The 323-nt window shown below is 48.0% G+C and carries 1 protein-coding gene; it reads left to right on the top strand.

What is annotated here, in order from left to right:
* Positions 1–323, top strand: a 323-nt coding sequence (locus tag CWC28_RS21595) for an IS66 family transposase (RefSeq protein ID WP_171038367.1), incomplete at both ends; no start/stop codon positions are given.

The raw sequence follows: 323 nt of genomic DNA, 5'->3' as shown, positions 1-323 counted from the left end.
GGAAGAATCAAGGCCATTAGTTGATGAGTTCTTCCACTGGTGCCATCAGGAACGGCAAAGGCCTGAGCTGACCAAAACGAACCCGTTAAGCAAGGCGCTGGCCTATGCAGAAAATCACCAGTCATCGTTAATGGTGTTTCTGGATGATCCCGATGTTCAGATGGACACCAATCATCTCGAACGATTACTCCGATGCATCCCGATGGGAAGAAAGAACTGGATGTTCTGCTTGACAGAAACCGGTGCGGAACATGTTGCGATCATCCAGAGTTTATTGGTCAGTTGCCGTCTGCAAGAGGTTGATCCCTATAAATATCTGGTTG

The sequence above is a fragment of the Pseudoalteromonas sp. S4492 genome, from assembly GCF_005886115.1.
Lineage (GTDB): Bacteria > Pseudomonadota > Gammaproteobacteria > Enterobacterales > Alteromonadaceae > Pseudoalteromonas > Pseudoalteromonas gelatinilytica.
The sequence above is the reverse complement of the archived record's forward strand: the minus strand, read 5'-3'. Positions and strand labels throughout refer to the sequence as shown.